We start from the raw sequence: 26,231 nt of genomic DNA on the forward strand, positions 1-26,231 counted from the left end.
GAGTGTATTGCAATGCAGAAAATGAAACTGGTCATGGTAGGCAACGGCATGGCGGGTGTGCGTACCCTGGAAGAATTGCTGAAACTGGCGCCGGATCTGTACGACATCACTGTGTTCGGCGCCGAGCCGCATGCCAACTATAATCGCATTCTGCTGTCGCCGGTGCTGGCAGGCGAGCAGACCATTCAGGACATCATGCTGAACGATGTGGACTGGTACCGCGACAATGGCATCACCCTTCATCTCAACAAGAGGATTACCCACATTGATCGCAAAAAGCGCGTGATCATGGCGGACGACGGCACCACAGCGGAATATGACCGGCTTATCCTCGCCACCGGCTCCAATCCTTTCATCCTGCCCATACCTGGCAATGATTTACCGGGGGTGATCGGCTACCGCGACATTGCCGACACCGATGCCATGATCGCAGCCGCCCAGATGCATAAGCACGCGGTCGTGATCGGTGGCGGCCTGCTCGGCCTGGAGGCGGCCAACGGTCTGAAGCTGCGCGGCATGGACGTGTCGGTCGTGCATATCAATGAATGGCTGATGGAACGCCAGCTGGACAAGGCCTCAGCCAAACTGCTGCAAAAAAACCTGGAAGACAGGGGACTGAAGTTTCTGCTGCAAAAACACACCGCAGAGCTGGTGCGCGGCGAATCCGGGCGCGTGGCAGCAGTAAAATTCAAGGATGGCGAAACCGTGCCCGCCGACCTGGTCGTGATGGCGGTGGGCATCCGCCCCAACACCGCGCTTGCGGAATCCGCAGGCATTTACTGCAATCGCGGCATCGTGGTGAACGACACCATGCAAACCTACGATCCGCGCATCTATGCCGTCGGCGAGTGCGTCAACCACCGCGGCACCGCCTACGGGCTGGTAGCGCCATTGTTTGAGATGGCCAAAGTTGCCGCCAATCACCTGGCCGAGTTCGGCATCGGACGCTACACCGGTTCGGTGACCTCGACCAAGCTCAAGGTCACCGGTATTGATCTGTTTTCTGCCGGCAATTTCACCGGCGGTGAGGATTGCGAGGAAATCCTGCTATCCGACCCGGTAGGCGGCGTATACAAAAAGCTGGTGATCCGGGACAACAAGCTGGCCGGTGCGGTGATGTACGGCGACACCGTGGACGGCGCCTGGTATTTCCAGTTGCTGCGCGAAGGCCGCAACATTTCCGACATCCGCGACCATCTCATGTTCGGCCAGAGCCACGTCGGCGACCTCGGCCACACCGGCCACAACCGCGCCGCCGCGATGACCGACGAAATGGAAATCTGCGGCTGCAATGGCGTGTGCAAGGGCAGCATCGTCAAGGCGATCAAGGAAAAAGGCCTGTTCACGCTGGAGGACGTACGCAAGCACACCAAGGCCTCTTCTTCGTGCGGCTCCTGCACCGGGCTGGTGGAGCAATTGCTGGCCTCGGTGCTGGGCGGCGACTATTCGGAAGCACCCAAAACCAAATCCATCTGCGGCTGCACCGACCACACCCATGCCGAGGCGCGCGCAGTCATCCGCGACAACAAATTGCTGTCCATTCCGGAAGTCATGGATTTTATGGACTGGCGCACGCCCAACGGCTGCTCCACCTGCCGTCCGGCATTGAACTACTACCTGATCTCCACCTGGCCCGGCGAGGCAGCGGACGACCCGCAGTCGCGCTTCATCAATGAACGCGCCCACGCCAACATCCAGAAGGACGGCACTTACTCGGTGATCCCGCGCATGTGGGGCGGCCAGACCAATTCCAGCGAGTTGCGCCGCATTGCTGACGTCGCCGACAAGTACGCCATCCCCACGATGAAAGTCACCGGCGGCCAGCGCATTGACCTGCTTGGGGTGAAAAAGGAAGACCTGCCGGGCGTGTGGGCCGACCTGGACATGCCCTGCGGGCATGCCTATGGCAAGGCGCTGCGCACAGTGAAGACCTGTGTCGGCAGCGAATGGTGCCGCTTCGGCGTGCAGGATTCCACCCAGCTCGGCGTGGATCTGGAAAAAGCGCTGTGGAAAATGTGGGCGCCGCACAAGGTCAAGCTGGCGGTATCCGGCTGCCCGCGCAACTGTGCCGAATCAGGCATCAAGGACGTCGGCATTATCGGTGTGGATTCCGGCTGGGAAATCTACATCGCCGGCAACGGCGGCATCAAGACCGAAGTCGCGCATTTCTTCGTCAAGGTGAAGACCCCCGAAGAGGTGATGGAATATACCACCGCCTTCCTCCAGCTCTACCGCGAGGAGGGCTTCTACCTGGAACGCACCGTGCATTACTTCAATCGCGTCGGCATGGATTACATCAGGCAGCGTGTGCTCGAAGACAGCGCCGGGCGTAAAGCGCTGCATGCACGTATGATATTTGCGCTGCAGGTGGAAAAAGACCCGTGGGTAGAACGCGCCAGGGAAGGCGTTCTGAAACACGAATTCGAAATGCTGACGGTTTAAACCTTTAGCCACAGAGAAGCACAGAGGAAACCGGGTGAGCGTCCTCTCTGTGGCCTCTGTGTGCTCTGTGGCAATACATGAAGTGAAGGAAACAACATGAGCGAATGGAAAAAAATCTGCACGCTGGGCGAAATTCCCAGCCTCGGCGCACGTGTGGTGAAATCGGCGCAGGGCGACATCGCCATCTTCCGTACCGCCCGTGATGAAGTGTTCGCCCTGCATGATCACTGCCCGCACAAGGGCGGCCCGCTGTCACAAGGCATCGTCGCCGGAAAAACCGTGACCTGCCCGCTGCACGGCTGGAAAATCGGCCTGGACAGCGGCGCGGCCGAGGCGCCAGACGAAGGGCATGCGCCTTGTCTGCATGTGAAGGTGGACGAGAGGGGTGAGGTGTGGCTGGACCTGAAGCCCGTCGCCACCCCGTGTATTGCATGAGTAGCACTCCATGAGCGGCATGAGCTATCTCGCCGTCATCGAGCGTTACCATCAGTATCGCGATGCGTTGAGTGAATTGCTCTCCTCCATCCTCACCGGCATGGGAGATGTGCAGTTGCTGGTGGACGACGCAGCGCGCGTCAAGGCACTGAATTGCGTGGTCAGGCATTATCCGTTTGTCGAACTGCTCTATTTGCTGGACAGTGCCGGCCGCCAGGCCACCACCAATATTGCGGCGGGCAATGCGGCAGGCAGCGACAGCAGCGGCATGGGACGCGACCGCAGTATGCGTCCCTATTATCAGCTCGCCCGGACCAGCAGCGGCGTAGTGATTACACCACCGTATCTGTCCAGCGCCAGTAATTTGCTGTGCGTGTCGGCCGCACTGCCGCTTACCGACCCGACCAGCGGCGCGCGCATGATTGTGGTGCTGGATATCGATCTGAGCAGCGCGATTGAATTCATGATGGGTGACCACGCCCGGCGCCGTTTCCAGCCCGCCTTCAAAACCATATACAGCGTCATTGTGCTGGGCCTGGTTGCCGTAGCCGGGGTATTGCTCTACGCTGCCTTTGCGGAATTGCTGGCCTTGCCCGCGATGAGTAACGACCCCGCCGCGCTGCATCTGAAACCGTTCAGCGTGATTATTTTCCTGACCCTGGCGCTGGCCATTTTCGACCTGGGCAAAACCATCCTCGAAGAGGAAGTCCTGATGCACAAGGATATTTTCCGCCACAGTTCCACGCGTCGCACCATCACCCGCTTCATCGCCGCGATATTGATTGCCGTGTCCATCGAAGCGCTGCTGCTGATGTTCAAATCCGCCCTTGGCGTAACGCATGAAATGGGCGAAGCAGTGTGGATGATGTTTGCCGCCGTCGGCCTGCTGGTAGGACTGGGCCTGTATGTCTACCTGGGGGCACACGCCGAAGCCTTGCTCACGCAGGTGCCCAAACGATGAACGGTCTGGTGCTGTTCGCGCATGGCGCGCGCGATCCGCAATGGGCGGCACCGTTCCAGCGCCTTGCCGAACTGGCCACCATCCAGCGTCCGGGCTGGCAGGTAAGCGTGGCCTACCTGGAACTGATGACCCCCAGCCTGGCAGAGGCCGTTGCTGCGCAAGTCGAAGCGGGTGCCAGCCATGTCACCGTAGCGCCGCTGTTTCTTGGTCCCGGCGGCCACCTGTGCCGCGATTTCCCAGTCCTGATGGACAAACTGCGCGCACGTTATCCCAGTGTTGGCTTTGACACCCTGCCGGCACTTGGAGAGAGCGAAACGCTGCTGGCCGCCATTGCTGCCTGGCTGGTGGCGTCGCTGCCGGGTTGACGCGGTTGAGAAATATTGTTTTTCTCCTCGGGTGATCTGGAAAAGCTATCCATACGTTGTTTTGACGAGTTGGGCGAAGCGTCGTCCATCCCTGCAATGCGCTTCGTCAATTTTTCCTTCTGGGGCAAAGAGTTGACGAACAAGGTGTTTTGACCCGGTTTACCCCGCGCATGCGTACGGCTGATGGGATTCCCGGATACCTGCCGGATCACAAAACCCCGTCTCTGCCAGGAAAAACCGGTGCAACGATGAATTCCAAACCCTACCAGAAATAACGTCATTTCAAATTGTGTGGCGCCTCACCGGTTCGGTGCACCGCTACTCGCTTACGCACCAAGCAGAGGCGCGATTGCCCGTTTTGCCTGGACGGACTCTCAAAGACCCATAAATATCCTTTTATAAACAGTGTCATGCATATCTTTTAAATACCTGGCACGCGCATTGCATCAGATGTCTGCTGACCGGCGGCCCGTGGGACGCCGGATTTAAAATGACCGTTACCGCAGGAAGCTGAAAATGGATAAATCATTCTGGAAAGCCGGGCATCCGCCCACGCTGCTTGCCGCATTTTTGTATTTTGACCTGTCATTCATGGTGTGGGTGATGCTGGGCCCGCTTGGCGTGCAGATCGCTAATGACATGGGGCTGGACGCCGCGCAAAAAGGCATCATGGTGGCCACGCCGATCCTGGCCGGCGCGCTGTTGCGCATTGTCATGGGAGTGCTGGTGGATCACCTCAAGCCCAAAAAGGCCGGCTTGATCGGTCAGCTTATCGTGGTTGGCGCATTGGGCTGGGCATGGCTGGGCGGTATCCATAGCTTCCAGCAGGTGTTGATTCTGGGTATGTTGCTGGGCTTTGCCGGGGCGTCGTTTGCGGTGGCATTGCCACTGGCTTCGCGCTGGTATCCGCCGCAGCATCAGGGTACCGCGCTGGGCATTGCCGGGGCGGGCAACTCCGGCACCGTACTGGCGGCTCTGTTCGCACCGGGCCTGGCGGTGGCGTTCGGCTGGAACAGCGTGTTCGGCCTGGCGCTGATTCCGCTGGGCGTGGCGCTGGCAGTGTATCTGCTGTTTGCCAAGGACAGTCCGGAATGCCCCCCCGCCAAATCCATGGCGGAATATCTGCACGTGTTGCGTGACAAAGACGCATGGTGGTTCATGTTCTTCTATAGCGTCACCTTCGGCGGTTTTGTCGGGCTGGCGTCCAGCCTCACCATCTATTTCAACACGCAGTACGGTCTGTCACCGGTCACGGCGGGCTATTTCACCGCTGCCTGCGTGTTCGCCGGCTCACTGGTACGCCCCATCGGCGGCATATTGGCGGATCGCATCGGCGGCATCCGCAGTCTGCTCATCATGTATACCCTGGCGGCGCTGTTCCTGCTGGCGGTAAGTGTGGGCATGCCCACGCCGATTCTGGCGCTGGCGGTAATCGTGCCGGCAATGCTGGCACTGGGCATGGGCAACGGCGCAGTGTTCCAGCTGGTACCGCAACGCTTCCGCCGCGAAATCGGCGTAATGACCGGCCTGGTCGGCATGGCAGGCGGCGTGGGTGGGTTCTATCTTGCTTCCAGTCTGGGCTATTCACGCCAGCTCACCGGCAGCTATCAGACTGGCTTCATCATTTTTGCGTGTCTGGCACTGGTGGCCCTGGTCGGGCTCGTCAAGGTCAAAACCCGCTGGCGCACCACCTGGGGGGCGCCAGGCGTGGCAGGGGCGCGTATTTAAGCATTAAAATCAGGCGCAGGATTAAGGAAACTCTGCAAAACCCCCACTTCTGCGCCCCGCACCCGAGTCCATTGTGGCAATATTAAGCCCATGAAACAAACCACCCTGAATCTAGACCTCAGTCTCAAGCGCACGCGCAAGCGTGAATTTCTCGAGCAGATGGAACACGTCGTACCGTGGGCAGCGCTGGTCAAGCTGATTGCCCCGCACTACCCCCAAGGCAACAACGGGCGTCCGCCGTTCCCGCTCGAAACCATGCTGCGCATCCACTTCATGCAGCAATGGTTCAGCCTGTCCGATCCGGGCATGGAAGAAGCCTTCTTCGACATCCCGCTGTACCGCGAATTTGCCCAACTCGAAGACTATGCCCGCCTGCCTGACGAGAGCACCATCCTGCGCTTTCGCCACCGGCTCGAGCACCACCAGCTGGCCGAACAGATTCTCGCCACCGTCAATCAGCTGCTGATCCAGCAAGGCCTGCTGCTCAAAGTCGGCAGCGTGGTGGACGCCACCCTGATCCCGGCGCCCACCTCGACCAAGAACAAAGACAAGACCCGCGACCCCGAAATGCATTCCAGCAAAAAAGGCAATCAATGGTACTTCGGCATGAAAGCCCACATTGGTGCGGATGCCGATTCCGGACTGGTGCATACCGTGCGCGGCACGGCTGGCCATGTGCATGACGTGATCGAAGCCAATGGGCTGTTGCATGGCGAGGAAACAGAAGTGTATGGCGATGCCGGTTACCAGGGTGCCGCCAAACGCCCGGACGCCAAAGCGAGTATCAACTGGCACATCGCCATGCGCCCGGGCAAGCGCCGGGCGCTGGACAAGGACAAACCCATTGATGCATTGATCGACCAGTTGGAGAAACTCAAGGCGGGTATCCGCGCCAAGGTAGAGCACCCGTTCCGGGTGATCAAGCGCCAGTTCGGATTCGCCAAGGTGCGCTACAAAGGATTGAAGAAGAATACGGCCCAGCTCATCACCCTGTTTGCGCTATCCAATCTGTGGATGGCGCGGCACAAACTGATGGCACTACCGGGATGAGTGCGCCTGGAAATCAGGAAAGCGGCCTGAACGGGGCTAAAAACTCTAAAAACAGCGCGGGAATAGGCGCTTATTAAGCATTTCGCGTGGCTGATTTGAAATTTAAAGCAGCGCCGCCTGCCGCTGCGCGGTGGATGGGGTTGTTCAGAGCATCCTTAACAGGATTTCTCAGGATGAACGCGATACCCCTGAGCAATGAGCGTTATCTTTTATCTATCTTGTAAATCCAGCAAATAATCCTGTTAATCCAGTCGCTGATTTCCCCATGCCCCTGCAACTCACCATAGCTCATACTTCCACCACCGGACCGCGTGAGCGCAACGAGGATTTCTGCGGTTTCGTCACCCCGGAAGGCGCGCAGCTCGCCAACAAGGGTGCGCTGGCGGCGCTGGCGGATGGCGTTTCTGGCGGTACGGGCGGACGCGAGGCAGCGGAATACACCGTGCGTGGGCTGCTCGCTGACTACTACGCCACGCCCGACACTTGGGAGGTGCAGCACGCGCTGGACAAGGTGCTCGGCGCCATCAACCGCTGGCTGATTTCCCAGGCCACCACCCGCCGTGACCTGGCAGGCATGTCATGCACGCTGTCCGCGCTGGTGCTGCGTGGTCAGCGCTACCATCTGGCGCACGTGGGCGATTCACGCATCTACCGGTTGCGCGGCGATGTCTTCACCCAACTTACCACCGATCACGTATGGGATCGTCCCGACATGCGCCATGTGCTCAAACGCGCGGTAGGGCTGGACAGCCACCTGATGGCGGATTTTGCCGAAGGCGAGTTGCAGGCGGGAGACGTGTTTGTGCTGGTATCGGACGGGGTATGGGAACCGCTTGGCGAGCTGGGCATGCACAGCGCGCTCAACCTGCACCGCAACCCGGCGCTGGCCGCCGGCGAACTGGTCAGGCTGGCGCACAAACAGGGTGGCCAGGACAACGCCAGCGCCGTGGTGGTGCGCGTGGACGCAGTGGCAGAGGACAACCTGCGCGACCACCTCGCCGCCGAACGTCGCCTGCCCGTACCCCCCCGCCTCAAACCTGGTACCCGGCTGGATGATTTCGAAGTGGTCGAGGTGCTGCACGAATCGCGCATGTCCCTGCTCTACAAGGTACGCAAGCGCAGCGACGGGCGCCTGTGGGTATTGAAAACCCTGCCGCCGCGGGCGGCCAATCAGCCCGAATTTGCCGCTGCGCTGATCCAGGAGGAGTGGCTGGCGAAAAAGGTCATCGCCCATTACTTCCCGCAGGTATTGCCGCTGGCAGCGGACGAGCGCTCGGCACTGTACTACGTGATGAGCTGGCACGCGGGCGCCACGCTGCAACAGCACCTCGACGCCGGCCGGCATTTTTCCATCGCTGAAGCCACGCAAACCGGCATTCGCCTGATCAAGGGGCTGGCAGCGCTGCACCGGCTCAACATCCTGCACCGCGACATCAAGCCAGCCAACCTGCACCTGGGCGAGGACGGCAAGCTGCGCATCCTGGATTTTGGCGTCGCGGCCAGCAGTGGCCTGCACGACACCGGCGGCGGTGCGGGCACGCCCAGTTTCATGGCACCCGAGCTGATCGCAGGCGCCGCCGCCACGGTGCAGAGCGAGCTGTATGCCGCCGGGGTCACGCTGTATTACCTGCTCACGCGCAAATATCCTTATGGTGAAATCGAGCCGTTTCAGCACCCCAGATTTGGCGATCCGCCCCCCCCCACACGCTACCGCCCGGAAATCCCGCAATGGCTGGAAAACCTGCTGTTGAAGGCGGTCGCGTTTGAGCCCAAAAACCGTTTTGAGACCGCCGAAGAAATGTTGCTGGCGCTGGAGCAAGGCGAGCGCCACCCGCTCGGTGCACCGCGCCGCACGCCACTGCTGACGCGCGACCCGGCACGGGTTTGGCAGGCACTGGCGGTATTTTCCATTGTGCTCAACTTGTTGCTGGTTTACCTGCTGATCGTGGCTTAGCATGATGCTTGCTTGGTCTGTAGCGTGTATTTGAAGGAAGCACCCATGTTGACCGTACTGATTGCCGATCATGACGCCACCCGCGCCACCCGGCTGGAACAGGCGTTTCGCGACCAGGGCTATGCGGTAGCCGACGTGGTGAACTCGGCTTTTGAACTGGCCGCCGCAGTGGCGGCACATGCGCCCGACATCATTATCATGGGTACCGATTCACCTGACCGCGATACCCTTGAACACCTCTGCATCGCCACCCGCGACTGCCCGCGTCCGGTGGTCATGTTCACCCAGGATGACGCCAGCGAATCCATCCGTGCGGCGCTCAAGGCCGGGGTATCCGCCTATGTGGTGGATGGGCTGGACGCCGAGCGCATCCGTCCGATCCTGGAAGTGGCGCGGGTACGTTTTGAAGAACACCAGATACTGTTGCGGACCGCCGCTGAGGCGGCGCGCAAGACGCACGAGCGCAATGTGATTGACGCCGCGAAACGCAAACTCATGGCACATCGGGGCTTGCCTGAAGACGCTGCTTACCACGCCATGCGCCGCGCCGCCATGTCCGAAAACCGCCGCCTGGTGGAAATCGCCGAGTCCATTCTGCAACAGCTTGACCAACACGGCTGAACCATCGTTGTGCCAAAGCGCGTATTGCGCGCACTGTCGTCGTGCGCATTCAGCATTGCCCGTCTCGTCCCGGTTTCTCTGAACAGGAAATTTAATCCATATAAATCATCTGCTTGATTAATTTATTTCAAACAGGCACGAGCCTTGCTATATAGGCTCCGAGTCCTGTCCAACGGCGGGCGGCACTCCGCAAGCGCATTTATCTTGATTCTGCAGAAACCCGGCGACGGCAATCTGCACGCCCATACGGAGCAGCCACAATGAGCAACCAGCCAAACGACAGCCACATTGACGTCACTTCCTCCACCCCGGAAAACACGCGTCGTGATTTCCTCAAAAAATCCACCGGCATTCTGGGCGGCGCCGCCTTAATGAGCATGGTTGCCCCCGGCGTGCGCAGTGGTGCCTGGGCAGCAGGCTCTGATGCACCAGAAAAAACCGAGATCAAAATCGGCTTCATTCCACTCACCGATTGCGCCTCGGTGGTCATCGCCAGCGTGCTGGGCTTCGACAAAAAATACGGCATTAAAATCATGCCGAGCAAGGAAGCCTCTTGGGCCGCCGTGCGCGACAAGCTGGTGAACGGCGAGCTGGATGGGGCGCACGTGCTGTATGGCCTGATTTACGGCGTGCAAATGGGTATCGGCGGGCCGAAGAAAGACATGGCCAATCTGATGACCATCAACAACAACGGCCAGGCGATTACGCTATCCGATCAGCTCAAGGCCAAAGGCGCGGTGGATGGCGTAAGCCTGGCCAGGCTCATCAAGGCCGAGCCGCGCGAATACACCTTTGCCCAGACCTTTCCCACCGGCACCCATGCCATGTGGTTGTATTACTGGCTGGCGACCTACGGCGTCAACCCGTTCACCGAGGCCAAGGTGATTACCGTGCCGCCGCCGCAAATGATTGCCAACATGCGCGTCGACAACATGGACGGCTTTTGCGTGGGCGAACCGTGGAATGCGCGCGCCATCCGCGACAATGTCGGTTTCACCGCCGTCACCACCCAGGAAATCTGGAAAGACCACCCGGAGAAAATCCTCGGCACCAGCGCCGACTGGGTCGCCAAACACCCCAATACCGCGCGTGCGCTGATCATGGCGGTGCTGGATGCCTCGCGTTACATCGACACCATGAGCAACCGTACCCAAGTCGCCAAGATCATCGCCGAGAAGTCCTACGTGAACACCGACGTCGACTCCATTGAAGGCCGCATGCATGGCCAGTACAACAACGGCCTGGGCAAGAAATGGCAGGATCCGAACTACATGAAATTCTTCAACGACGGCAAGGTGAACTTCCCCTATCTTTCCGACGGCATGTGGTTCCTTACCCAGCACAAACGCTGGGGTCTGCTCAAATCTGATCCCGACTATCTGGCCGAGGCGCAAAAGGTCAACCAGATCAAGCTCTACACCGAGGCCGCCACCCAGCTCAAGATCGCCGTACCGAAGAGCCCGATGCGCTCTGCCAGGCTGATCGACGGGGTGGTGTGGGACGGCAAGGATCCGAAGAAATACGCCAACGGCTTCAAGATCAAAGCCTAGCCCATCTGAAACTCACAAGGAAACGATCATGACGCCCGAGCAAATCACCCTGGTCAAGTCCAGCTGGCAACAGGTTCTGCCCATCAAGGACACTGCCGCAGGCCTGTTTTACACCAGGCTGTTTGAACTGGATCCCTCCCTGCGCGGCATGTTCAAAGGCGACATGGCCGGGCAGGGGCGCAAGCTGATGGCCATGATCAACACGGTAGTCAACAGCCTCGACCAGCTGGGGCCGATTCTGGGTGCCGTTGAAGACCTGGGGCGGCGCCATGCCGGGTACGGGGTGAAAGACCGCCACTACGACACCGTGGGAGAGGCACTGATCTGGACGCTCGGCCAAGGCTTGGGCGAGGGCTTCACGCCGGCCGTAAAGCTGGCCTGGATCAGCGCCTACACCACACTGGCCACCGCCATGAAGCCGGCTGCGTGCGCCACGGCATGACACCACAGCTATTGCCGGCTGATCACGTTGACGGCCGTCACATGCGCAGGCAAACAGAAATCAAGGAGATTCACCATGAGTGCCGTTTACCGAACCCTGCAACCCATTCCGCCCGCAAATGACGCCAGCACGACAAATACCATGGTGGAAGTCGCCGAGCCGGTAGTCAAACCAGCCGAACCCCGGCTCAGACTCAACCTTAAAGAAAAGCTCGGCACCGTGTTGCGCGTCCTGACTCCACCCCTGTTGGGCATAGCCGCCTTTATCGGTATCTGGGCATTGATCGCCCAGGAAACGAGCAACCTGCCCGGCCCTTACAAAACCTGGGTTTCAGCGCAGGCGTTATTCGCCGATCCGTTTTACAACAATGGCCCCAACGACCAGGGCATAGGCTGGAACATCCTGTATTCGCTGTATCGAGTGGGTCTCGGCTTTGGCATGGCCGCCCTGGTCGGCATTCCTCTGGGCTTCATGATAGGCCGCTTCAGGTTCCTCGCGGAGATGACCGCGCCCATCATCAGCCTGCTGCGGCCCGTGTCGCCACTGGCCTGGCTGCCGATTGGCCTGCTGGTGTTCCACCGCGCCGAGCCCGCCTCGATCTGGGTGATTTTCATCTCCAGCATCTGGCCGATGGTACTCAACACCGCCGTTGGCGTGCGCCAGGTGCCACAGGATTATCTCAATGTCGCCCGCGTGCTCAATCTGTCCGAATGGAAAGTATTCAGCCGTATCTTGTTCCCTGCCGTCGTGCCACACGTACTCACCGGGATACGCCTGTCCATCGGCGTGGCCTGGCTGGTAATCGTCGCCGCCGAAATGCTCACCGGCGGCGTGGGAATTGGCTTCTGGATCTGGGACGAGTGGAACAACCTCAACGTCGCACACATCATCATTGCCATCTTTGTGGTGGGCATCGTTGGCCTGTTGCTGGAACAGCTGCTGGTACTGATAGCGAAACGGTTTGATTATGAGTGAGGCAGCAATAAAGCTTGTTCGCCTGATCTGCGCTCCTGCGCCCAGGTTGACAGGGCGGCCAACAGGCTGATAGGGCTAATCGATGTGGATGAAAAAATTCCTTTTTATAACCAGCCATGAACGCTTGCGGAGTATTTAATGAACAAGAAAAAGGTACGTCACAGCCTCACCTATTCTGCGTGTATGGGCGTTTGCCTTGTCGCTTTTGCCCCTATGGCGCAAAGCGCCGAGACGCTCGTGGAAGCACTGACCGGAGGTAAAATTTCTGGCGACCTGCGTTATCGTTACGAATGGGTCGACCAGGAAGGCATCGCCAAAAAAGCCCAGGCCTCCACGTTGCGCACACAACTTGGATATGCCACAGGCGATTACAAGAACTTCGACGCCTTCGTGCAGTTTGAGGATGTGCGTGCGATCGGTAGCGAACGCTATAACAGTACGGTCAACCACCTCAGCCAATATCCGGTGGTGGCGGATCCAGCAGATACCGAAATCAATCAGGCCTATCTAGGCTTCAAGGGCATCCCCAAGACCGCGCTCAAGTATGGCCGCCAAGTGATCGTTTATGACAATCAACGCTTTATCGGCAATGTTGGATGGCGCCAGAATGAGCAAACCTTCGACGCCTTAACGCTGGTCAATACCACGCTGCCTGCAACCGCCGCCTCCTACGCACACATTACCAACGTCAACCGGATTTTTAGCGACAAAAATCCCACTTTGGGCAACCTTCGGATGGATGGCGACCTTCTCAATATTGGCTATAAAGGCCTCAAAGCAGGGACGCTTGTCGGCTACGGCTACTTTCTGGACTATAAACCTGGACAATCTATTCCGGTCACTGCTTCCAACAAAACACTGGGCCTGCGTTTCGATGGCGCTTATGCAATCGACAAAACGAAACTGCTTTATACCGCCGAATACGCCAAGCAAAGCAATTACAGCAACGGTGCATCGACGATTGACGCCGACTATGGCTACGCCATGCTGGGCCTCGGTTTGCAAGGGATGCAGATCAAGTTCAACTATGAACTGTTGGGCGGAGACGGGATATACGGCTTCGCTACGCCGCTTGCCACACTGCATGCATTTAACGGCTGGGCCGATAAATTTCTCACTACCCCGAAAGATGGTATCAAAGACGCCTTCATCAGCGCAGGAGGTGCATTGGGAGGCGTCAGCCTGCTTGCCGCCTACCATGATTTTTCATCCGATCACCTTGGCTATCAATACGGCAAGGAGTGGGATGCACAAGCTTCGAAAAAATTAGGCAAATACCTTACCTTATTGGCTAAATACGCGACTTATCGCGGTGATACCAATGCCTTGAACCGGACGCGGAATCCTGTTCTCGCCCAGGACATAGACAAGTTCTGGTTACAGGCCGAAGTGCAATTCTGACTGTGCGCGATAGCCAGCCGCTTAACCGGCTAGTCGCTACCCGCTAGTGTTACTGGCTCTCGGAAGGAGATCAAAATGGAAAAATTCGTATACCTGGAAAAAGTGGATGTAACGTTCCCCACCAAAAAAGGGACATTTCACGCGCTGCACAATATCAATCTGAACATCGACCAAGGGCAATTCTTCACCCTGATCGGACACTCCGGCTGTGGCAAATCAACCCTGCTCAACGTCGTGGCCGGCCTGCAGGACGCCAGCAGTGGCATGGCGCTATGTGCCGGGCGCGAGATCAAGGGGCCAGGACCGGAACGTGGCGTAGTGTTCCAGAACCATTCCTTGTTACCCTGGCTCACCTGTCACGAAAATATCTACCTCGCGGTGGAGCGCGTGTTTGGTCGGCAGGAGAACAAAGCCAAGCTCAAGCAACGTACCATCGATGCACTGGCACTGGTCGGGCTGGCTCACGCAGAACACAAACGCCCGCATGAAATCTCCGGTGGCATGAAGCAGCGCGTCGGCATTGCCCGCGCGTTAGCGATGGAACCCAAGGTGTTGCTGTTGGACGAGCCGTTCGGCGCACTTGATGCACTGACCCGTGCGCACCTGCAGGACGAGCTAATGAAAATTGTCGCCGAGACCAAAAGCACGGTCATTATGGTGACCCATGATGTGGATGAGGCGGTGCTGTTGTCCGACCACATCGTGATGATGACCAACGGCCCGGCCGCCACCATCGGCGAAATTCTTACGGTGGACCTGGCGCGTCCGCGCGACCGCCTGGCGCTGGCTAACGACGCGCGTTACCATCACTTGCGCGCACGTGTGCTGGAGTTTTTGTATCAACGCCAGATGCGGCCTGCTGCCTGAACTAGCCGAATGGTCGTATCAAAACGCCGAGCCTGTGCACGCTATGGCGCGACTACGCGTCGTGCCTGGCGCATCAGCAGCGGCAAGGCCATGCGGTTGATGAAGCCCGGCAACCGCAACGGCCTGAGCAGCATTTTCACGGTCATTTCATAGGGGTAATCGGTACGGGCCCAGTGCCCTGCAGTATGTTGAAAACGCTGAAAATCCTCGGGGCTGAATTTCCGTCCCGGGTTGCGCACCTCAAATGCATTTTTTACTGCCAGATAGGCATCCTCCTGACCGATCACCCCTAGTCGCTGCCGCAGCACGTGCGCCACTTGCCAGCGTGACGGACGCTCTATCTCGCGATAACGCAGGAAAAAATGATAGAAGTATTTGTAGTGTCCCACTTCGTCGCTGCGGATATGCCCCACCAGCGTGGTGAGCACCGGCTCCGGACTGATCTGCTGCAGCAGACCGTACAGGCCCGAGGTACCGGTTTCCACGACACAGCGTGCAACCATCTCCAGCGCGCGCGTAGGCTCCAGCAGTTCGGGTTTGCAATACGGGCGATAGTCTGCGCAGAATCCGTCAAACGCCGTCTGCCAATCAAATGCGGGCCACACCGTCTCCACATAGCGACGCAGCGCGCGTCCGTGCTGCAGTTCCTCCGGTTCCCAGCGCTCGCGCAGCCATTGGCTGGCTTCGGGATCGTCCTCCATGTGGCCCAGCAGATTGTGTGTGTACAAATCAGACAAACTCTCCACAAACGATGCGGCAGCTAGCACATAAAACCAGGTATCTTCGCTGACAATGCGCTCATGCGCTATGCAGTCAAACGCAATCTGGTCAATCAACCATGGATGCGGCGCGACAATGGGTAGGTGTGTATCTGGGTCTGGCATATTAAGGTCACCTGCTTGTGTTCTTGGTCAGACTAAAACGAGTGCCTGCGGTTCTATTTAGCGCCTATGCGTGCAACAGCGCCAGCGCCACCGCCTCGGCCACCTTGATGCCATCCACTGCGGCGGACAAAATCCCGCCCGCATAGCCCGCACCCTCTCCCGCCGGATACAGGCCGCGGGTATTGAGGCTCTGATACGCTGCGTTACGGGTGATACGGATGGGTGACGAGGTGCGCGTTTCCACGCCGGTGAGCACGGCATCATGCATGGCAAAACCGCGGATTTGTTTGTCAAACGCCGGCAGTGCCTCGCGCATTGCGGCGATGACATAATCGGGCAAGCTGCTATCGAGCGCGCCCAGCTTCACCCCCGGCGTGTAAGACGGCAATACCGTGCTGAATCCGGTAGACGCGCGCCCGGCAATAAAGTCGCCCACCAATTGCCCCGGTGCACGGTAATCGCGCCCACCCAGCTCAAACGCGCGCGCTTCCCAGTGGCGCTGAAAAGCGATCCCCGCCAACGGATGACCGGGGTAGTCGTCAGGGGTGATGCCCACCACGATACCCGCATTGGCGTTGCGCTCGTTACGCGAATACTGGCTCATGCCGTTAGTAACTACGCGTCCCGGCTCGGACGCCGCCGCCACCACCGTGCCGCCCGGACACATGCAAAAGCTGTACACCGCACGACCATTTTGCGCGTGATGAACCAGCTTGTAGTCTGCTGCCCCTAACTCAGGATGGCCGGCGCGCTCACCCAAGCGGCAGTGGTCAATCAGCGACTGCGGATGCTCGATGCGAAACCCCACCGAAAACGGCTTGGCCTCGAGATGCACGCCGCGCTGGTAGAGCATTTCAAAGGTATCGCGTGCGCTGTGCCCCACCGCCAGGACCACATGGCGTGCAACGATGTGCTCGCCGCTGGCCAGCGTCACGCCGCGCACCTGGCCGTCTTCGATATCCAGATTATCTACCCGGCTCTGAAAGCGTATTTCGCCCCCCAGGGATTCAATCGTGGCGCGAATTTTTTCCACCATGCCGACCAGCCGGAAGGTGCCAATGTGCGGCTTGCTGACAAAGGCGATCTCCGGCGGTGCGCCAGCCTGGATGAACTCGGCAATCACCTTGCGCCCCAAGTGCCTGGGATCCTTGATCTGGCTGTAAAGCTTGCCGTCAGAAAACGTGCCTGCGCCACCCTCACCGAACTGTACATTGGACTCCGGATTCAGTATCCCATTGCGCCACAAGCCCCAGGTGTCTTTGGTGCGCTCGCGCACCGCCTTGCCACGCTCCAGGATGACAGGGCGAAACCCCATCTGAGCCAGGATCAGCCCGGCAAACATACCGCATGGCCCGGTGCCGATGACCACCGGTCGCTCGGTCAAGCTGGTCGAGGCGTGGGCGACAAAATGGTAGCCGGTGTCTGGCGCAGGCGCGACATGACGATCATTTTTCAGCCGGCGCAGCACCGCCTCCTCATCCTGGACGTCGACATCAAGGGTGTAGGTAAAGGTAATCAGCGGGCGCTTGCGCGCATCATGCGCGCGCCGAAAAATCGTGTAGCCCAGAAGTTCATCGCCGGCGATACCCAGACGGCGCAGGATTTCCGCCCTGAGCGCGGCTTCGGGATGGTCGAGCGGGAGTTTGAGTTCGGTAATGCGCAGCATGTATTGCCTTCAATCCGGTGCCAATGGAACATTTTACCGTGCTACGGCAGACAACACGCATGCCTTGCCTAAGGGTAAAATAAGCTTTTGATTAGATTGTAGATTACGCATGGCAATTCAATGGTACCCCGGACACATGACCGCGGCGCGCAAAAAGGCCGCCGAAACCATGGCACAGACCGACATGGTGATCGAGGTGGTCGACGCGCGCCTGCCCGAGGCCAGCAGCAACCCGATGATTGCCGAGCTGCGCCTCGCACGCCAGCGCCCGTGCCTGAAAATCCTCAACAAGGCCGATCTGGCCGACCCGGCCGCAACACAAGCCTGGCTCAAATTCTATAACGCGCAAAAGGACGTCAAGGCGGTGGCGCTATCGTGCAAAAAAACCGGCGATGTCGCCAGGATTCCCGCACTTTGCCTGGCACTCGCGCCACATCGCGGCACACCGATCAAGCCGCTGCGCATGATGATCATGGGCATTCCCAACGTCGGCAAATCCACCCTGATGAACGCACTGCTCAAACGCCGTGTGGCCAAGGTGGGTGACGAACCCGCGGTGACCAAAAGCCAACAGCGGCTGGAACTCAATGACAGCATGACGCTGGTGGACACCCCGGGCATGTTATGGCCGAAAATTCAGCATGAAAGCGATGGCCTGATGCTGGCAGCCAGCCACGCGGTAGGGCGCAACGCGGTGATTGACGAAGAAGTGGCCACTTTCCTTGCAAATAGCGTGGTGGCAAATTACCCCGCCCTGTTGCAGGCGCGTTATGGTTTTGCACTGGATGGGCTGGACGGGGTCGGTGTCATCGAAGCCATCGCCAAACGTCGTGGTTATCGCCTGAAGGGGGGTGAAGCCGACCTGGAAAAAGCGGCGTTGACCCTCCTGCAGGATTACCGTGACGGCACCTTGGGGCGCGTCAGCCTGGAAACTCCTGAGCAGCGCCGCATCATGTTAAGCGCCTGTTCTATCGCCCAGGATAGTGAGTATCCGGGTTAACAGTGCAAGTAAAATGCAATGGCCCTTGAAATTCCCTTGACAGGAAATATATTTGATTCAGGCAGGTATCCATACAGCGTGGGTGCCTGATTATCAACCTGAGAAAAAGGAGTTTTGAAATGGCAAATATTTCCCGTTACGACCCTTTTGATTTTACCGTCGAACCGTTTGATGATCTGTTCCGCGGCTTTTTCCGTCCGGTGCGCGCCGCTAATAGTGAGGCTGCCGTACAAATCAAGATGGATGTGAAAGAGGATGACCAGGCCTACACCGTGCAAGCCGAAGTACCCGGTGTGAAAAAAGAAGATATCCACGTCACCATAGACGGGAACCAGGTCTCGCTCACCGCTGAAGCCAAACGCCAAACCGAGGACAAGGACGGTGAAAAACTGCTGCGCTCGGAGCGCTACTACGGCAAGGCATATCGCAGCTTTACCTTGGGCAGCGACATTGACGATGCCGCCGCAGAGGCCAAGTACAACGATGGTGTACTGGAGTTGCGCTTACCCAAAAAAGCCGCTACTTCAGCCAGGCGGCTGGAAATCCATTAAATGTTCACAAGGCGGCGCAAGCCGCCTTTTTATTCATTCAGCGTGCAAAACTTCACGCAACAGCGGCACGGTGACGGGTCGCTGGGTTTCCAGCGAGTAATGGTCGAGGGTATCCAGCGCCGCGAGCAATGACGGCAGATCGCGGCGCCAATGTCGCAAAAGATACTCGGCCACGCCCGGTTGCAGGCTAAAGCCACGACCCGCAGCGTAGGTGGTCAGTACCTGGTTTTTTTCCGCGTCGGTGAGCGCCTGTACCTGATACACCAAACCCCAACCCAGACGTGTGGTGAGGTCAACGCGCAGCTCAAGCTGCGCTGGCGCGGCATTGCCCGCGACCAAGAGCCGCCCATGGCCTTCACGCAGCGCGTTGATGCGGTTGAACAGGGCAATCTGGGCGGCGGCGTCGAGCCTGTGTGCGGCATCTATTGCCAGGAAATCTACCGCCCGGTCCATAGCATCCATAAATTCTGCAGCGTCGACGCAGCGTGCTGCCCATCCACGTTCAACCGCCGTGGCCACCGCAGCCTGCAACAAATGCGTCTTGCCGCTGCCGGGCGCTCCCCATACATACAGCTGACGCTCGTTACCCTTACCCTCAGCCAACTCACGCAAGACGTGCAGCAATTCCGCATTGCGGCCGATGACAAAATTGGCGAGGCGGGGGGCGGGGGGGGCAACGATATCAAGCACAAGTTGTTTCATGTGGCCATTTTAACAGGCATCGCAAGATGCGCCGGCAAACGTCTCACAATCTGCTTGACATAGTGTCTTAACAACACTATCTTTGTGGTGTATTTTTTACACCATGGCAAATCCTCAATGAAATCGTTTTGCTACAACCATCCACACCCGGCGGTCACAACCGACATCGCGCTGTTCACTATTCGTGAAGAGCGCTTGGCGGTGTTGCTGATCCGGCGCCGCAGCGCACCGTTTCAGGGCTGCTGGGCGCTGCCGGGCGGCTTCGTCGACACGGACGAATGCCTGGAAGACTGCGCGCTGCGTGAGCTGGCCGAGGAAACCGGGGTGACGGGCGTGTACCTGGAGCAGCTCTATACCTTCGGCAAGCCCGATCGCGACCCGCGCGAACGCATCATCAGCGTGACCTATTACGCGCTGGCGCCAAGCGAAATCCTCTCGCCGGTGGCGGGGTCGGATGCGGCGGAAGTCGCATGGTTCCCAATGGATGCGTTGCCGGAGCTGGCTTTCGACCATCGCGAGGTTATTGCGCTGGCCCAGCAAAGGCTGCGCGCCAAGCTGGATTATTCCACCGTGGCATTCGGATTCATGCAAAAGGAATTCACCCTGGGCGAATTGCAGAAAGTCTACGAAACCATACGCGGCGAGGCGCTGGACAAGCGCAATTTCCGCAAGCACATCCTGGCGCTTGATCTCATCAGCGAAACCGGCACCAGCCGCCGTGTGGGTAGCCACCGCCCGGCAAAACTCTACCGCGTGCAACACCCCGGCGCGGTGCTCTACCTCAAGTGAGGCCGACCATGAACGCCCTGCCCCTGATCCAGATGCCCAAAGTGCCTCACATCATTGCGCCGCCGCTGGTGGAAGCGCAACTCACCGATAGCGCGCGCGCAACACTCATTGCCCGCATCAGGATGCTGATGCTGCAACACAACGCGGTGCTGGTGGCGCACTACTATACTTCTGCAGATATACAGGACCTGGCCGAAGACACCGGCGGCTGCGTCTCCGATTCGCTGGAAATGGCGCGTTTTGGTCATGCCCATGAGGCACGTACACTGATTGTGGCCGGAGTCAAATTCATGGGCGAAACCGCGAAAATCCTTAACCCGGAAAAGCGTGTGTTGATGCCGGACCTGCAAGCCAACTGCTCGCTCGATCTGGCCTGTCCGGCAGATACGTTTTCCGCATTTTGCGACCAGCATCCGGAACGCGTAGTGGTGGTCTACGCCAATACTTCGGCAGCGGTGAAAGCACGCGCAGACTGGGTGGTGACCTCGGGCACCGCGGTAAAAATCGTCGAGCACCTGCACCAGCAGGGCAAAAAAATTCTGTGGGCGCCGGACAAATATCTCGGTGATTATGTGCAAAGAATTACCGGTGCCGACATGCTGCTATGGCAGGGTTCATGTGTGGTGCACGAGGCATTCAAGGCGGAAGCGCTACAAAAAATGAAGGCTGCACACCCGGACGCTGCGGTGCTGGTGCATCCCGAGTCGCCCGCTGGAGTGATTGCACTGGCCGATGTGGTGGGCTCCACCACGCAGCTGATCCGCGCCGCGCAGAACCTGCCCAACCAGACCTTTATCGTTGCAACCGATAATGGCATTTTCCATAAAATGCAAGCGGTCGCACCCGGCAAGATTTTCCTCGAGGCCCCTACTGCCGGGGTGGGTGCGACGTGTACCAGTTGCGCGCATTGCCCGTGGATGGCGATGAATGGACTGCAAAAACTGGCGCAGGTACTGGAAACCGGAGATAACGAAATCCATATTGCCGAGCCGATTCGCTGCCGTGCCGTGCGTTCTATCCAGCGTATGCTGGACTTTGCCGCGCAGCAGCAGATTGCATCACAGATGCGCGGAGCGGCCTAATTTGGCACATCCCATCCGGGTGCCGCGCTGGCATCCCATTGCCGCGTTGTTGCTGGGCGCTGTCAGCGTATTTGGTTTTGCGCCGTTTTACGCGTTTGTCATTCCCCTGTTCAGCCTTGCCGGATTGATCTGGCTGTGGCGTCATCAACATAGCGCACGCCAGGCAATGCTCAGCGGATTTTTATTCGGCCTGGGCTATTTCGGCAGCGGCGTGTCCTGGGTATACATCAGCCTGCATACCTACGGCGCCATGCCGTTGCCGCTGGCGCTGCTGGCGACGGGCCTGTTCTGTGCGTTCCTCGCCTTGTTTCCGGCCGCAGTGGGGGGCTGCCAGCACGGCTTGCGCAACGCCGGGGTATGGCGTTGGCTACTGGCAATACCCGCGCTGTGGGTGCTGGGGGAATGGGTGCGCGGCTGGATTTTTACCGGCTTTCCCTGGCTGGCAATCGGCTATGCGCAAGTACCAGACAGCCCCCTGGCGGGTTTTGCGCCGCTATTCGGTGTGTATGGGGTATCGCTGATGCTGGCGCTAAGCGCGGCGGTATTGGCGCTGGGACGATTGCGGTATGTGCTGATGGCCGCAGTGCTATGGCTGATGGGTTGGGGTTTGAGCCAGATTCATTGGACTCAACCCATTGGTGCGCCCGTCGCGGTCAGCCTGTTGCAGGGCAACATTGCGCAGGACATGAAATGGCAACCGGAAAAGCTGGTCAGTACCCTGCGCGATTACCGCGCCATGGTGGCTGCCAGTCCGGGCCGGCTTATCATCCTGCCGGAAACCGCCATTCCGGTATTTTACGACCAGGTACCGGCCAGCTACCTGAATGATTTGGCGCAGACTGCGCGCGCCCATGGTGGCGACGTGCTGGTAGGGATGCCGGAACAATTCCCGGATGGGCGCTATTTCAACAGCGTGTTGAGCTTTGGTACCGCACCCACGCAAACCTACCGTAAATTTCACCTGGTGCCATTCGGCGAATACATCCCGGCGAAATGGTTGTTCGGATGGATTATCAATGTGCTGCACATCCCGCTCTCTGATTTCGCACGCGGCGATGCCTATCAGCTGCCGATGCCGGTGGCGGGCCAGCATGTCGCAATGAATATCTGCTATGAAGACGTGTTTGGCGAAGAAATCATCCATCAATTGCCGCGCGCCACGCTACTGGTAAACGTGAGCAATGATGCGTGGTTTGGCGATTCGGTAGCGCCCTGGCAGCATTTGCAGATTTCCCAGATGCGTGCGCTGGAAGCCGGGCGCTACATGCTGCGTGCCACCAATACCGGTGCCACGGCCATCATTGATACACAGGGGCGAGTGCTGCAACAGCTGCCCCTGTTCACCCGCGCCACGCTCAATGGCACAGCACAAGGCTATCAGGGCGCGACGCCGTTTGTGAACTGGGGCAATCATGCCGTACTGCTGCTGTGTGGTTTGATGCTGGTAGCCGCCTGGGCTGTGGTACGGTGCAAGGACGCGCAAAGATGATGCTACGCGGCGGCCTTGATCCGCGTCATATTGCGTCCTCCACGCTTGGCTTCCAGGAGTGCCCCGTCCGCGCGGATAAGCGCCATGTTTTCTGCAGAGTCTTTTGGACTGTATTCGCTCAGACCGCCACTCCAGTTGAGACGGTGCAACACACCGGGGGTCAGTTCCAGCACGGCGGGCAGATTGGCGCGCAGGCGCTCAGCCAGCTCTACTGCCCGGGGCAGCGGCGTATTCGGAAAAATCACGCAGAACTCATCACCGCCCAGGCGCGCCACGAAATCACTGGCGCGCAGGTGCACCTTGAGCGCCTGACCGAACTGGGCAATGAGCTGATCGCCCGCATCGTGGCCGTAAGTGTCGTTTACATATTTGAAATTGTCGATGTCAATAATCAACAGGCTGTGCACCTGACCTTGCTGTAGTGTTTTGAACAGCTCGCCCTGACGGACATCAAAACTGCGCCGGTTGTATACCTGCGACAGATGATCGAGACTGGCTTGCGACTCGACTTCCTTTTGTTTACCCACGGTGAGCTGTGCCAGTTTTACCAGCATAGCCAGCGGTTTCTCGAATTCCGCCAGATTGACGTGGTATGAAGAACGCACCCGTTGTCTGCGGATATCCGTCACCAGATTGACAATAGCGTTGAGATCTTCATTGATCCAGGTGCGTAACCGCAGGTAAAGCAGCCACACCATCGCTGTCAGCAGCACCGACAATACCAGCCATACCGTGAAATAAGTCAGTAGTGCGATCGCGGGCCGGGGGCTGTCTTTCCATAGCGCCAGCTTCCAGGGCGTTCCGGCCAGCGCAATCTCTTGCGCCGCAGAACCGGTCTTGAGACTCTCGTCACCGCGCCGGCGCACAACGGTGTATGTGCCTGGACCGGTGTACTGACGCAGCTCCAGATAGCCGCCGGGCAACGGCAGGGTATCAAACAGATCCTGCAGATGCGGCACGGCCTGGGTAAGAATGACGTGACCCAACTGGGTCGTGCCCTCTACCACAGGTTCAGAAACGGTCAAGCTCATGCTGGCGGCGGCAGTGGGATGCGCATCCGGGCCCACCACAAAACGCGTATAGGCCTCCGGCAGCACGGACGCATCGCCCGCCTGGCTGTTCACTCGTTGCTCCGGTACCAAAAAAATTTGCACACCTTCATTGAGGGCATAAATATTGGCAGCCTGATTGCGACACAGGTCTTCAGCGCCGCTTTTTAAACAGGCTATGGTCTGCGGATGCCTGGCAATCAGTTTCGCTGTCTGGTGTACGTCGTGTGCCAGGCCCTCGATCTGCTGGGCAATCACCAAGCCTTCTCCCGGCGCAGATGCAGCGTGGCGTGCCGGACTGGAAACCCAGTACACAGCCAACATCGTCAGCACCAGGGTTATCTCCAGCGCAGCAAAAAGCGCCATGCTAAATCGCGCCAAAGAGGGTTTCATGATTGTGAGCCTACCATCCATCCAGGGTTATTGCTGACTCGATATTGGCCTGAAATATCTGTCAGCGGTAAGTTTTGTCTAGCAAAACAGCAGCAATTACCATGCCTGGATTTTGGTTGCGGGTGACTGCCCTTCGCGCGCACCTCTCAGCGATGAAGTTCGACCATTGCTCAGTGCCGGCCGGTACTGCCAAAGCCGCCCGCGCCGCGTTCGGATGCAGCAAATTCTTCCACCACATTAAACGCCACTTGCACCACAGGCACCATGACCAGTTGAGCGATACGCTCCAGCGGTTTGACAACAAATGTCTGGTTGCCGCGATTCCACATCGAAACAAACAGTTGCCCCTGGTAATCCGAATCAATCAGTCCTACCAGGTTGCCCAGCACGATCCCGTGTTTGTGGCCAAGCCCGGAGCGCGGCAGGATCAACGCGGCCAGATCGGACTGAGCAATGTGAATCGCCATACCAGTCGGAACCAGCTCGGTCTGGCCGGGAGCAAGTCCCAGTGGCGCATCGATACAGGCACGCAGGTCTATGCCTGCGGCACCCGGAGTCGCATAGCTGGGCAAGTCGTTGTTTAGTCTGGCGTCGAGAATTTTGACATCAATTTGGCGCAGCATGGTTTCCCCTGGTTTTTTGTAAATACAGGCGTGCAATATGGGCGATGAGTTGGCGCGCCAGCACCAGTTTGCCGGCACGCGGCAACCAGTGGTTGCCCGCGTCATCGAGTAGCAACAATTCGTTGTCGTCGCTGCCGAGTGCGTCCTGGGCGCGGTTGACAACCAGCAGGGGCAGGTGTTTGCGTTGACGTTTGGCCTCGCCATGCTCGAGCAGATTATCGGTTTCCGCTGCAAAGCCGACACAGAATGGCGCGTCTGCACGGTCCGCGATTTTCTGGAGAATATCTTTATTGGGAATTAGATCAAGCGTAAGTGTGTGTTCGCTTTTTTTGATTTTTTGGGTCGCGCGGGTGGCCGGGCGATAATCCGCCACCGCCGCCACACTGATGAAAATATCCACATCACCCACCACGCTCTCCACCGCCTGCGCCATGTCTTCAGCGCTGGTTACCGACAGCCGGGTGACGCCCAGCGGCGCATCCAGGCAAGTAGCGCCGCTTACCAGCGTCACCGCTGCGCCCGCCTCATGGGCTGCGCGTGCGACCGCGTAGCCCATTTTGCCGGAGCTGATATTAGTGAGCGCGCGCACTGGATCTATCATTTCCAGCGTGGGTCCTGCACTCACCAGCACACGCAGCCCAGCCAGCAGTTTGGGCTGAAAATGCGCGCTGAGCCCTGCCAGCAATTGAGCCGGCTCCAGCATCCGCCCCAGACCGGTTTCTCCACATGCCTGTTCTCCAGCGGAGGGCCCCAGCAGCGCTACTCCGTCGACACGCAATTGATGAATATTCCGCTGAGTTGCCGGGTTTTCCCACATCTGCCGGTTCATCGCGGGCGCTACCAGCAGCGGGCAAGCGCGTGCCAGGCACAGGGTGGACAGCAGGTCATCTGCCAGGCCATGCACCAGCCTGGCAATAAAATCGGCACTGGCCGGGGCAATCAGCACCGCGTCTGCACCACGCGTGAATTCGATGTGCGCCATGCCGTTATCCACATCGGTATCCCACAACTGGGTGAGCACCGGCTTGCCGGACAGCGCCTGGAAGGTTAGCGGGGTAACAAACTGCGTGGCTGCCGCACTCATCGCCACGCGCACTTCCGCGCCGGCCTTGACCAGCAGGCGCGTCAATTCCGCTGCCTTATACGCCGCCACGCCACCGGTGATGCCCAACAGAATGCGTTTATGTTGCAAATCCGGCATGATAGCCTCAC

At 58.8% G+C, this 26,231-nt stretch carries 24 protein-coding genes; 18 read left to right on the top strand and 6 right to left on the bottom strand.

All coding sequences use genetic code 11. The features are described from left to right. Window positions 1-12: 12 nt before the first annotated feature. From nirB to GZH91_RS17400, 13 genes are all read left to right on the top strand, one after another. A complete protein-coding gene (gene nirB / locus GZH91_RS17340; protein ID WP_147073901.1) occupies window positions 13-2,442 on the top strand; it encodes a nitrite reductase large subunit NirB in 2,430 nt (809 codons plus the stop codon). A gap of 96 nt (window positions 2,443-2,538) precedes the next feature. Further along, entirely contained in the window at window positions 2,539-2,877 is a 339-nt protein-coding gene (nirD, locus tag GZH91_RS17345) for a nitrite reductase small subunit NirD (protein ID WP_147073903.1), read from the top strand. Between the two features lie 10 nt (window positions 2,878-2,887). After that, entirely contained in the window at window positions 2,888-3,838 is a 951-nt protein-coding gene (locus GZH91_RS17350; RefSeq protein WP_147073904.1) for a PDC sensor domain-containing protein, read from the top strand. Then, complete coding sequence (locus GZH91_RS17355; protein ID WP_147073906.1) at window positions 3,835-4,203, top strand: sirohydrochlorin chelatase; 369 nt, start codon at window positions 3,835-3,837, stop codon at window positions 4,201-4,203. Before GZH91_RS17350 ends, GZH91_RS17355 begins: the two co-directional genes overlap by 4 nt. A 516-nt stretch (window positions 4,204-4,719) precedes the next feature. After that, window positions 4,720-5,931 (top strand): nitrate/nitrite transporter, encoded by a 1,212-nt coding sequence (locus tag GZH91_RS17360; protein WP_147073908.1) that lies wholly within the window; start codon window positions 4,720-4,722, stop codon window positions 5,929-5,931. Window positions 5,932-6,021: 90 nt separating this feature from the next. Beyond that, window positions 6,022-6,981, top strand: coding sequence for an IS5 family transposase (locus tag GZH91_RS17365; RefSeq protein ID WP_161984272.1), 960 nt, complete (start codon window positions 6,022-6,024; stop codon window positions 6,979-6,981). A gap of 265 nt (window positions 6,982-7,246) precedes the next feature. Continuing rightward, window positions 7,247-8,935, top strand: a complete 1,689-nt coding sequence (locus GZH91_RS17370) for a bifunctional protein-serine/threonine kinase/phosphatase (RefSeq protein ID WP_147074788.1) — start codon at window positions 7,247-7,249, stop codon at window positions 8,933-8,935. Between the two features lie 45 nt (window positions 8,936-8,980). Then, on the top strand, window positions 8,981-9,556 hold the full coding sequence (locus GZH91_RS17375; protein ID WP_147074787.1) for an ANTAR domain-containing response regulator: 576 nt from the start codon (window positions 8,981-8,983) through the stop codon (window positions 9,554-9,556). A 260-nt stretch (window positions 9,557-9,816) separates the two neighbouring features. After that, window positions 9,817-11,106, top strand: coding sequence for a CmpA/NrtA family ABC transporter substrate-binding protein (locus GZH91_RS17380; protein ID WP_147074786.1), 1,290 nt, complete (start codon window positions 9,817-9,819; stop codon window positions 11,104-11,106). Window positions 11,107-11,134: 28 nt separating this feature from the next. After that, entirely contained in the window at window positions 11,135-11,548 is a 414-nt protein-coding gene (locus GZH91_RS17385; RefSeq protein ID WP_147074785.1) for a globin family protein, read from the top strand. Window positions 11,549-11,623: 75 nt separating this feature from the next. Next, window positions 11,624-12,523 carry a nitrate ABC transporter permease gene (ntrB, locus tag GZH91_RS17390; RefSeq protein WP_170227461.1) on the top strand — a complete coding sequence of 300 codons (900 nt, stop codon included), beginning with the start codon at window positions 11,624-11,626 and terminating at the stop codon, window positions 12,521-12,523. A 138-nt stretch (window positions 12,524-12,661) separates the two neighbouring features. Then, a complete protein-coding gene (locus GZH91_RS17395; RefSeq protein WP_147074784.1) occupies window positions 12,662-13,924 on the top strand; it encodes an alginate export family protein in 1,263 nt (420 codons plus the stop codon). 75 nt (window positions 13,925-13,999) lie between these two features. Next, window positions 14,000-14,791, top strand: coding sequence for an ABC transporter ATP-binding protein (locus tag GZH91_RS17400; protein ID WP_147074783.1), 792 nt, complete (start codon window positions 14,000-14,002; stop codon window positions 14,789-14,791). Between the two features lie 41 nt (window positions 14,792-14,832). Here the strand turns inward: GZH91_RS17400 and GZH91_RS17405 are convergent, their stop codons facing one another. Together GZH91_RS17405 and GZH91_RS17410 are read right to left on the bottom strand one after the other, a co-directional pair. Further along, the gene (locus tag GZH91_RS17405) at window positions 14,833-15,675 is read right to left on the bottom strand and encodes a ferritin-like domain-containing protein (RefSeq protein WP_147074782.1); all 843 of its coding nucleotides are present in this window, start codon (window positions 15,673-15,675) and stop codon (window positions 14,833-14,835) included. Between the two features lie 64 nt (window positions 15,676-15,739). Further along, window positions 15,740-17,341, bottom strand: a complete 1,602-nt coding sequence (locus GZH91_RS17410; RefSeq protein ID WP_147074781.1) for an NAD(P)/FAD-dependent oxidoreductase — start codon at window positions 17,339-17,341, stop codon at window positions 15,740-15,742. A 109-nt stretch (window positions 17,342-17,450) separates the two neighbouring features. On the opposite strand from GZH91_RS17410, the gene ylqF reads away from it, so the two are divergent. Together ylqF and GZH91_RS17420 are read left to right on the top strand one after the other, a co-directional pair. Further along, window positions 17,451-18,341, top strand: a complete 891-nt coding sequence (gene ylqF, locus GZH91_RS17415) for a ribosome biogenesis GTPase YlqF (RefSeq protein WP_147074780.1) — start codon at window positions 17,451-17,453, stop codon at window positions 18,339-18,341. Window positions 18,342-18,460: 119 nt separating this feature from the next. Beyond that, window positions 18,461-18,892, top strand: coding sequence for an Hsp20/alpha crystallin family protein (locus tag GZH91_RS17420; RefSeq protein ID WP_147074779.1), 432 nt, complete (start codon window positions 18,461-18,463; stop codon window positions 18,890-18,892). A gap of 33 nt (window positions 18,893-18,925) precedes the next feature. Here GZH91_RS17420 and hda read toward each other — a convergent pair whose 3' ends face one another. Beyond that, complete coding sequence (hda, locus tag GZH91_RS17425; RefSeq protein ID WP_147074778.1) at window positions 18,926-19,594, bottom strand: DnaA regulatory inactivator Hda; 669 nt, start codon at window positions 19,592-19,594, stop codon at window positions 18,926-18,928. Between the two features lie 117 nt (window positions 19,595-19,711). Here hda and GZH91_RS17430 point away from each other — a divergent pair, with 117 nt between their 5' ends. From GZH91_RS17430 to lnt, 3 genes are read left to right on the top strand one after another with little or no spacing between them, the layout of a single operon-like run. Beyond that, complete coding sequence (locus GZH91_RS17430) at window positions 19,712-20,383, top strand: NUDIX hydrolase (RefSeq protein ID WP_147074777.1); 672 nt, start codon at window positions 19,712-19,714, stop codon at window positions 20,381-20,383. Window positions 20,384-20,391: 8 nt separating this feature from the next. Continuing rightward, window positions 20,392-21,465 carry a quinolinate synthase NadA gene (nadA, locus tag GZH91_RS17435; RefSeq protein ID WP_147074776.1) on the top strand — a complete coding sequence of 358 codons (1,074 nt, stop codon included), beginning with the start codon at window positions 20,392-20,394 and terminating at the stop codon, window positions 21,463-21,465. Window positions 21,466-21,484: 19 nt separating this feature from the next. Continuing rightward, the gene (lnt, locus tag GZH91_RS17440; RefSeq protein ID WP_147074790.1) at window positions 21,485-22,954 is read left to right on the top strand and encodes an apolipoprotein N-acyltransferase; all 1,470 of its coding nucleotides are present in this window, start codon (window positions 21,485-21,487) and stop codon (window positions 22,952-22,954) included. Between the two features lie 2 nt (window positions 22,955-22,956). On the opposite strand, the gene GZH91_RS17445 is transcribed toward lnt, so the two are convergent. From GZH91_RS17445 to coaBC, 3 genes are all read right to left on the bottom strand, one after another. Next, on the bottom strand, window positions 22,957-24,396 hold the full coding sequence (locus tag GZH91_RS17445) for a GGDEF domain-containing protein (RefSeq protein ID WP_232522196.1): 1,440 nt from the start codon (window positions 24,394-24,396) through the stop codon (window positions 22,957-22,959). A gap of 170 nt (window positions 24,397-24,566) precedes the next feature. Beyond that, window positions 24,567-25,019, bottom strand: a complete 453-nt coding sequence (gene dut, locus GZH91_RS17450; protein ID WP_147074774.1) for a dUTP diphosphatase — start codon at window positions 25,017-25,019, stop codon at window positions 24,567-24,569. Next, window positions 25,003-26,220, bottom strand: coding sequence for a bifunctional phosphopantothenoylcysteine decarboxylase/phosphopantothenate--cysteine ligase CoaBC (gene coaBC / locus GZH91_RS17455; RefSeq protein WP_147074773.1), 1,218 nt, complete (start codon window positions 26,218-26,220; stop codon window positions 25,003-25,005). Before coaBC ends, dut begins: the two co-directional genes overlap by 17 nt. Window positions 26,221-26,231: the final 11 nt, after the last annotated feature.

This window comes from Sulfuriferula plumbiphila (genome assembly GCF_009938015.1).
In the GTDB taxonomy this organism is placed as follows: Bacteria; Pseudomonadota; Gammaproteobacteria; order Burkholderiales; family Sulfuriferulaceae; genus Sulfuriferula; species Sulfuriferula plumbiphila.